The 8,219-nt window shown below is 63.4% G+C and carries 6 protein-coding genes; 1 reads left to right on the top strand and 5 read right to left on the bottom strand.

The genetic code is table 11. The annotated features are described in order from the left end of the window. Together QO034_RS22675 and QO034_RS22670 are read right to left on the bottom strand one after the other, a co-directional pair. Positions 1–451: S-methyl thiohydantoin desulfurase domain-containing protein (locus QO034_RS22675; protein ID WP_284487783.1), on the bottom strand; the 451-nt coding region annotated here is incomplete at its 3' end. Positions 452–480: 29 nt separating this feature from the next. Then, entirely contained in the window at positions 481–2,097 is a 1,617-nt protein-coding gene (locus QO034_RS22670; protein WP_284487782.1) for an OPT/YSL family transporter, read from the bottom strand. A gap of 155 nt (positions 2,098–2,252) precedes the next feature. On the opposite strand from QO034_RS22670, the gene QO034_RS22665 reads away from it, so the two are divergent. Then, the gene (locus tag QO034_RS22665; RefSeq protein ID WP_284487781.1) at positions 2,253–3,056 is read left to right on the top strand and encodes an IclR family transcriptional regulator; all 804 of its coding nucleotides are present in this window, start codon (positions 2,253–2,255) and stop codon (positions 3,054–3,056) included. A gap of 233 nt (positions 3,057–3,289) precedes the next feature. Here QO034_RS22665 and QO034_RS22660 read toward each other — a convergent pair whose 3' ends face one another. The 3 genes from QO034_RS22660 to QO034_RS22650 are packed head-to-tail and all read right to left on the bottom strand — an operon-like array spanning position 3,290 to position 7,681. Beyond that, positions 3,290–5,185 carry a type IV secretory system conjugative DNA transfer family protein gene (locus tag QO034_RS22660; RefSeq protein ID WP_284487780.1) on the bottom strand — a complete coding sequence of 632 codons (1,896 nt, stop codon included), beginning with the start codon at positions 5,183–5,185 and terminating at the stop codon, positions 3,290–3,292. Positions 5,186–5,199: 14 nt separating this feature from the next. Beyond that, positions 5,200–7,116 (bottom strand): relaxase/mobilization nuclease domain-containing protein, encoded by a 1,917-nt coding sequence (locus QO034_RS22655; protein WP_284487779.1) that lies wholly within the window; start codon positions 7,114–7,116, stop codon positions 5,200–5,202. Then, positions 7,109–7,681, bottom strand: coding sequence for a ribbon-helix-helix domain-containing protein (locus QO034_RS22650; protein ID WP_284487778.1), 573 nt, complete (start codon positions 7,679–7,681; stop codon positions 7,109–7,111). Before QO034_RS22650 ends, QO034_RS22655 begins: the two co-directional genes overlap by 8 nt. Between the last annotated feature and the right edge of the window lie 538 nt (positions 7,682–8,219).

Raw genomic sequence — 8,219 nt, 5'->3', positions numbered from 1 at the left:
AGCGATATTCTCCCTCGAGATGCAGACCAAGCGACCCCATGAGGCTGGAGGGGTGAGCGCGCCCGTTGCATGCGAGATCCAGCACCGGCAGACCGCTGAGTGCGGAATGGAACCAGCCGTTCACCGTGGTCTGTGCTCCGTTTTCGTTTGTGTTGATCGCGACGAGTCTTTGCCCCTGCGGCAATTCCTGCTGCACCAGTTCCAAGGTCCGCAGATGGTGGCGCGGCTGCAGGAAGGGATGCGGGGCGGCCGGGGCGCCGACCAATGCGACCGTGACCGAAAGGTCGTGTGCATCGAACTCATCGACACTCCACAATTGCGGGGTGCCAACACGCAAGGCCAGTTCCGCCTCCCGTAGCCCATCGTCGACAAAGCCACCACCGCCTCCGCCCAGAATTGCACCCCCCATGACAGCGGCCTGGATGTCATCTACCGTAAGTTCGCGTTTCATGTCAGATTTCTCCGAATTGTGAGGCTGGTTTATTTGCCAAAGGCCCGAAAGCCGCTTGAGAAGAAGGAATAGAGTGCATCGCCTGCGATGACTCCGCCGGCAAAGACTTCCATCTGGTCGCGCCGGTCCGCACCGGCGAGGCGCAGATAGACGAGGCGGCAGAGCACTCCGGTCGCGACCATCCAACCAGCCGGCGGGAAGTTGATGAGCAGGCCGGTAGCGAACAGGATGCCAATCTGGCGGCCCGAGCCGCCGAGGAATTGCAGGATTGCCCCCGGGATGGCCCAGATCAGCAGGTTGACGGCTGTGTCCGGAGACATGCCAGCGTTGATTGCCGCGACATAGGCGGCATTGATCGGCGCCGTCATGCCCTGATCAAAGAAGCTTTGATAGGACAGAAGGACGACAACGATGGCACAGGCAAATCCGATCATGCCCGCGATCAGTTGCTGTTTGCGCCCCTCGAGTTCAAACGCCGGGTCGGCTCCGTCACCGCGCAGCATGTATCCGGTTTTGAGGTCATATCCCATGTCGGCGAAGGCCGGACCCGTCGCGGCGGAAAAACCCGCGAGGACGACCAGTGCCTCGGGCGGAAATCCAATGAGGATACCGATGATCAGCGTGATCAGGGCAACGGCAAAAGCCGGGAACCAGCCTGAATGCATGGCGGCAATCCCAACGATCAGTTCGTGCACGAAGGCGGCGACGGCGGCAAAGACCAGGAAGCCGATCAGCAACGGTACGGACATTCCGGTGTAGATCCCGGTGCCAAACGCAAGCAGCAGAGCGATCAGAAGATAACCGATGCCACCGATGCGCAACGACCGGCCCAACCGGGCGGCGCCGTCTTGGTCGAGTCCGTCTTCAGCGGACTTAGAGGCCTTGGCCTCTCCGTGGCTACTCATGACCACCCGGCCAACCTGCCACAGCGCGACCAGGCCTGCTCCGATCATCATACCGTGCGGGATATACATTGCCGATATTTCAAGATCGAACAGGGGCAATGAATAACCCCGGATCAGCAGCCCGGACGCAAAGGCCACCATCGAGGCCAGCCCCGCGATCAGTGCCACGCCAAAGGCCGACATGGGCAGGCCCATGAAAGCGCCGGCAACCCCGAATCCCAGACCGGCGAGCAGGGTCTTTGCCTGTTTGCCGCCCTTGTCACCTGCCTTGATGGCCTCGGCCGCCGCCACGCCCGGTGGCCAGGGGCTCTTCGCTGGGAAGGCCGGCGTGTTGAACATGCGATAGAGCAGCCAGGCATCCAGCAACAGGGCCAGCGACACACCGATCAGCATTGGCTGTATCATGTTCGGCAGGCCGAAAAGGAACGGAATACCGATAGGCAGGAACAACGTATTGGCTGCTCCGAAGGTTGCCGACGAAATGCTGGTCTGGGCGAGGTTCTGAGCATGGATCGACCGGAAGCCGCGGAAAAAACTCAGGGGAATGCGCGCCAGTGCCATCGCTGCCAGCGCCCCGATCAGCGATGTGCTGGGAGTGATGCCGAGGCTGGCCAGCAGCTGGATACCAATGATCGCGCCAAGAACGCTGAGGATGATCGTCAGGACAAGATTGTCGGGCGCAAGCGCGCGCGGATGCTGCGCAGCCCTACCTGTCGTGGACTGGATATCGATATGGCTCATTCGACTTTTCCTCCCCGGGGGCAGAATGGACTATTGTTGCATTATATTGATCTTGGTTCCATAATATGGAACATTAGGACACAGGAGTCAAGCGCCTTGCAAGGGCTGGTCGCCAACAGCCGCGGCGCTATAAGAAGGAAAGGAGACTTCAAGCGATGAGCACACTTGCAAACGCCATGGACGTGCTTCGGCTGATGGCGCACCTGCAGCGCGACGTCACCGTCACCGATGTTGTCGCAGAACTTGGATGGCCGAAGAGTTCAGCCTCACGCACGCTCAGCAAGATGGCGGAATTCGGTTTCCTGGAACGCGACCCGGTTACCCGGGCCTACCGCCCCGGCGAAGTGGTGATGGAGGCATCCTACTATTTCCGGGGGTCTCGCAGCGCGTCCTCGCTGTTGGAAACCGAGCTGGACGCCCTGGTCGCCGAGACCGGATATCCAAGCTACATCAACGTTCTGGACGGATCTGAAACTCTGGTCGTTCAGATGCGGGCAGGAAGCGCCGGTGCGCTGCAGGTCTACAACCCGGTTGGCACGCGAGCGCCTGCCTTTGCCACCTCGATGGGACGTGCGATCCTGGCGCGACTGTCCGATCGCGAGGTCGCGGAAATCGTCGACCCCCGGTTTGAAGTTCGCTATGGCCACGCACCGCGAACGCACGAAGAGCTGATGGCGCGGCTTGCGAGCGGGCGCGAAAAGGGTTGGTTCATGTCCAAAGGAGAGTTCGTGAAAAATGTGGCCGGGGTTTCCGCTTCCGTGATTGATCCGGCAAGCCGTCAGATTTACGGCATCGGCATCGCGCTACCCGCGCAGGATCTGACAGACGAGTTGAACCAGCACTTTGGTCAACGTGTACGTGCAGCGGCGATGAATGTCGGGCGGCGGATAGGCGATTCGTATTGGCTGGACTTCGAAGACAGGGGCGAACAACAGAAGCATCAGAACCAGGCATCTTAGAAACGCAGTTCGGGTCTCCGTGACACTACATCCGAAAAGGACGATGCCTGGTTCGATGACGGTGCCACGAAACTCGGGATGCTTTGGACAATGCTTGTCGAAGATCGGCTTTGGCGAAATCGCTTGCCAAGTCCTTTCCCGGAATTCCGCGTGGTTCATCCCATCCAGTGGAAAGTATCGAACGGTCCCGTCACTGACCTTCGCCGCGGCTCGGTCCGGCATCGGCCTTGCCACTACTCCGCCAGCAATTCGTCGATGAAACTCTCCTGCCGGTCAAGCATCTCTTCCCATTGAGGCGGCACACTATCCTCGCGATCCAGCTCTTCCGGCTGCAGATCGTCGGCACCGGGTTTCTTCGGCGTGGCCCGCATGACCCGCGCCTGGCGCCGCCGCGATCTCTGCGTGCCGGCGGGCTCCTGCTCTTCCGCATCATCGGGGGCATCGCCGCTTTCGACCCAGGGACCCGCACCCTCCACGCTCGGCGGATAGGGGAACTCCCTGCCCTCCTGCCGTGCAACCATCTCCTTGAAGGCCGGATCGTCATAGAACTTGATCCGTTGCGCCTTGATCGGGTGCTGGGGCGAGGCAAGGACGATGACCTCGTCGGGGTCGAGCAGGCGGGCCTCTGTTTCGGAGAGAAGCGGCCGTTCTTCCAGTCGCGCCGAGGTCGAGGTCGCGCCGAGGAACCCCTTGTTGCGCCCGTACATCCGGGTGACTGCCTCGCGGGTCGTGCTGCCGACGGCCGCCGAGACCTCCCGCACGGTCCGTTGGTCCCGCGGCGTGATGTAGAGTTTCAGCCCCGCCCCGTTCTCAAGGCTCTCGCGGCCCTCGGGGCCGTAGATGCGGTCCAGTGCCGCCAGCGATTGCGCGATTATCGCCACGCGCCCGCCATAGCTTGCCAGCGAATGGATCGCGCGTTCGAGATAGGGCATGGCCCCCATCTGCTGGAACTCGTCGATCATCATCATGACGGGCCAGGGCTCGTCCGATCCCGGTTCCTTCAGGCGCAGGCAGGCGATGAGATCGGCGAACATGAGCCGCAGGAGCGGTGCCAGCGTGGCGATGTGATCTTCCGAGACGACGATGTAGAGCGAATGCGGTTTGCGCCGGAACGCCGCGAAGTCGAAATCGCTCGCCAGCGTCGCCGAGCGCACCGCCGGGTTGTCCCATTGCTTGAGACCGGCCGTCATCAGCGCCTGGATGTTCGAGGTCAGGAGCCGCGAGGACGCGCTCGCCGCGTTGGTCCAAAGCTCCTTGACCACCTGTTCCTCCGCCTCCTCGGCATAGGCACCGTATTGGGCGTTCTTGTAATCACCCCCGGTGACGATCTGGTTCACCGCGCCGAGGTTGGGTGTGCCGCGCTGGATGGCGAGCAGGCAGGCGGCGACGAAGATCGACTTGCCGGCTTCCGAGAAGGTGTCCAGCGTCTTGTTGTCCTTGTCGAGGAAGAGATCGGCCAGGATCGACACCTCGGTGAACTGCTGCGCGAAGCTCGGGTATCGGGCGATCCGCGCGAGCGGGTTGTAGCGATGGGTGCTGTTGGCCCAATCGAACGGGCTGAAGCGGAAGACTTCATCGCCATTGGCCGCCCGCAGCCGCGAGGTCTTGTCGAAGTTCTCTCCCTTGACGTCGAGCACCACGACCGAGCCCGCGAAGGACAAAAGGTTCGGGATCACGAAACCGACCCCCTTACCGGCCCGGGTGGGCGCCACCATCATCACATGCGGGATCTCGGTCGAAGAGATAAACTCGGATTTCGATTTCGGCTTGCCGAGCTTGCCGCAGACGAAGCCCTTGCCGGGGCTCTGCAGCATGCCGTTTTTCCGAAGCTCCGCCTTCGTCTGCCAATGGGCCGAGCCATAATCGTCCTGCCGCCGTTTCCAGGACCAGGCCGCTGCTAACACGCCGAGCCCGAGGGCGCCGAAGCCGACCGACCCGAAGGCCACCTTGAACGCGTCCGGATGCGCGGCACGCAACCCGGCGCTCGCCTGCCAGACAGCGAACATGTCGAAGTCGCTGAACCCGGTTTTGAGCGCGAGCGTGAGATAGAAGCTGGCGACGATGGAGCCGAGGAGAGCGCCGCAGACCAGGCCGAAGGGAACGGCCGCCCAGAGGGGAATGGGTTTCATATGGGGACCTCCGCTCAGAGACCGAGCTCGTCATCACGGTCGAGGCCGAGCTCGCGGGCGCGGGCTTGCTCGGCCTCCATCTGCCGGGCCAGCTCGGTCGCCTTGTCCTGCTGCAGCGCCGCCGCGCGGTCGGTAAAGACCTGGTCGCCGGTCTCCTCATGCGCCATTTCGAGGAATTCCTGCGTGACGGCGATCTGGTCGAGCTTGCCGGGCAGCGCCTCTTCCAGAACCGTGTAGTTGCCGCGGCGCAGCTCGGCGAGACCCTCCTCGCCCAGCTCCTTGAAGAGTTCCGCCTGCAGGGTGCGCTCGACCACTTCCTCCTGCTGCTCGCTGAGCTGGCCCTCTTTCAGCATCTCGGCCAGGTCCTGAAGATAGGGGTTCGGGCCGCGATCGCGGTCGTCGATCAGCGTCAGTTCCTGCCCGTCGTCAGCATCGAGCCCCCTGCCCACGGGCACACCCATTTCCCGCGCCCGCTCGAGGATCCGGTCCATCACGCCGTCGACCTTTTCGAGGGCGGCATCGAGCTCGCGATCATTGGCGGTCTCGGTGGTGAGGCCGTCCTTGGCCAGCACGGCCCCCATGTCGCGTTCGACCCAATCCTGCGCCAGACCGTAATTCGTGGTGCCGCCCGCAGCGATCCGCGCCACGAGATCGTCCCCGTCGATCCCCGCCTCTTCTGCCTCTGACAGGATGTCGGTCAGCGCCTCGTCGCGGCCCGATTGCAGCGCCTCGATCAGACGCGCATCGCCCGCCCCCGGCGGATAAGGTTCGGTCAGATCACGCCCGAACCGCGCCCTGAGATCGGGGTCTGGCACCATCTGCGAGAGGTCGCGGATGATGGGTGCGGCCTTCACCTCGAAACCGGCACGGGCCTCACCGTCCAGTTCCTCAGCCTTGAGACGCAGCGCCTCGATGGTGCGTTCAGAATACTCGATCGCCTCCCCGACGGTCCGGATATTGTCCATGTCGATCTCTCCTGCAGTGAACTTGTAAGGCGCGTTGGTGCCGAGCCCCTTGGCCATGGTCCGGACGGCCCGCGCGAGATGGCGCTGGTCCATGCGATCCAGCAGATCGGCGAGCGCGGCGTAGTCCTTGGCGAAGCCCACGACCTGGGCCTGGGCGATGGCGGATTCTTCCGGCGTCATCGCGATCTCGCGCGGTAGCCGGGCCTCTTCCTTGGCGCGGTAGATTTCCTCGATACCCGCGGCCTTGACGAAGATGCCCCTCTCCAGCCGGGTCGTCGCATCCAAAATCACGCCATAGATCTCGGCGATCTCGGCCTGTTTCTCGCGCATGAGCTGGGGCGACATCACGCCCTCGGCCCAGCATGAGAACCAGGTGCCGTTCTCGCGGCCACGGTTGTTCAGGACGATATGGGCGTGCCGGTGCGCCCGGTCGTCGTGGACGGCCAGCACATAGTCCCACTGGTCGCCATAGGTCCCGCTTTCGAAGAAATGCTCCGCCCAGTCGAGCGCGATGTCGCGCACCTTCTCAGTGCTCACATCGGTCGGGAAGGAAAGCAGCATGTGGGAGGTGAAACCGAGCTTGGTGGTGCCACGCCAGGTCTGCGCCCAGGCCTCGATGATGTCGTCTTTCTGCTCCTCCGAAAGCACCGCCCGCTCGTCGAGCGGGTTGGTCATGGTGGAATAGGTGAAGACCGCCTTGTCGTTGATGTAGGAGAGCTGGTTGCCGAGACTCCCTCTCGTCTTGCACCCCCCTGCCCGGATCCGTTTGAAGACCGCTGCCCGGCTCTGGCCGGAGGCCGCCTTGGCGATGTTGCGGAACGAGAGCCGCCCGACCCGGGCGTAGCTGCGGCCCTGCCGGCGCCCGGCCAGCCGCGCGTCGATCCGTCCCTGGGCCTTGCCCCGGATGCGCTCGTCCTCCCAGAGCCGGCCCATCACGGCGGTGTAGAGAGCGAGAGGATCAGCCACTGGCCACCCTCCTCTCGGGGTCCTGCATGTCCACCACTTCCGGCATCCCGGTGCCGCGCTGGACCTGTGCGTGATCTTTCATCGCGCCGAGTTCACGGGTCATCCTCTGCGCCAGATCGACCAGCTCGGAGACCAGGACCCGGTCGGCCTCCGTCAGCACCAGCCGGCCCCGCCGCGCCTCCTTGGCGAGCGCCATCCCGGCATCGGTCAGAACCCGGGATTGACGCCAGGCATCGACGAAGCCGTCGAGCCGATCCGCGGTCACATCCAGCACGCCGCAGCGCGCCCGCAGGACGGCTTTCAGGGCCTGGCTGCGATTGGAAAAGCCTCGTGTCCGCCACTCCGCATCGAAGGCTTCAAGCTCGGATTGCGCCGCCCGGAAACTCACGATCTCCGACGGATCGCGGACCTCCACGCCCTCGCCGCGATGCTCCTTCGCCAGCCGCGAGATGTGCCGCACGGTGACACCGTATTCGGCCGAGAGGTCCCGCAGCGCCTCGCCCGCATGGGCCCGCCGCGCGATCTCGATGCGCTGTTCGAGCGTCAGGTTCTTGCGGGCTCGCATCACTTCAGACCCCTCGGACAAAATGTGTATACATTGGCCATATCCTGCCAGCGTCGCTATTTTGTCCGTTGTATATAATACGTGTATATAATGCAAATCGCATGTTCCGACAATTCAGGGAATCGGCGCGCCCACGCCGCCAGTCTAGCCCACCCGTTGCGCTGGCGCCGCGCCCGAAGACATCCGGGTGAAATGGGGTTAGGGGAGCCGGTGATGTGAGGCCCCGGAGTAAGGCGGCGCTGCCGAAGAGGGGCATCAGCTTTGCCCCCGCTCCACCCGAACCCGAACCGCCTTCTCTCGCGCCCAGGCCCTCACCGACGGGGCTGACGGGCAGGGTCAAGGGTGGCCAGATTTGGCCCGCCAAATCTCTGCCGGAAAAACCGTCGGGCGCAGCCCGGCTGTTTTTGTGGATGGCCCCTGTCGCGTTGCCCTTTAATCTGAGACGGGACGCGTTTGGCGGCAATTTTTGCCCTTAATTGTGAGATGAGGCTGTCATGGGGCCGGCGCTTTTCGCGCGCCTTTGCGCGATGTGATCAAT

It is taken from the genome of Sedimentitalea xiamensis (assembly GCF_030164465.1).
Classification (GTDB): domain Bacteria; phylum Pseudomonadota; class Alphaproteobacteria; order Rhodobacterales; family Rhodobacteraceae; genus Sedimentitalea; species Sedimentitalea xiamensis.
The sequence above is the reverse complement of the archived record's forward strand: the minus strand, read 5'-3'. Positions and strand labels throughout refer to the sequence as shown.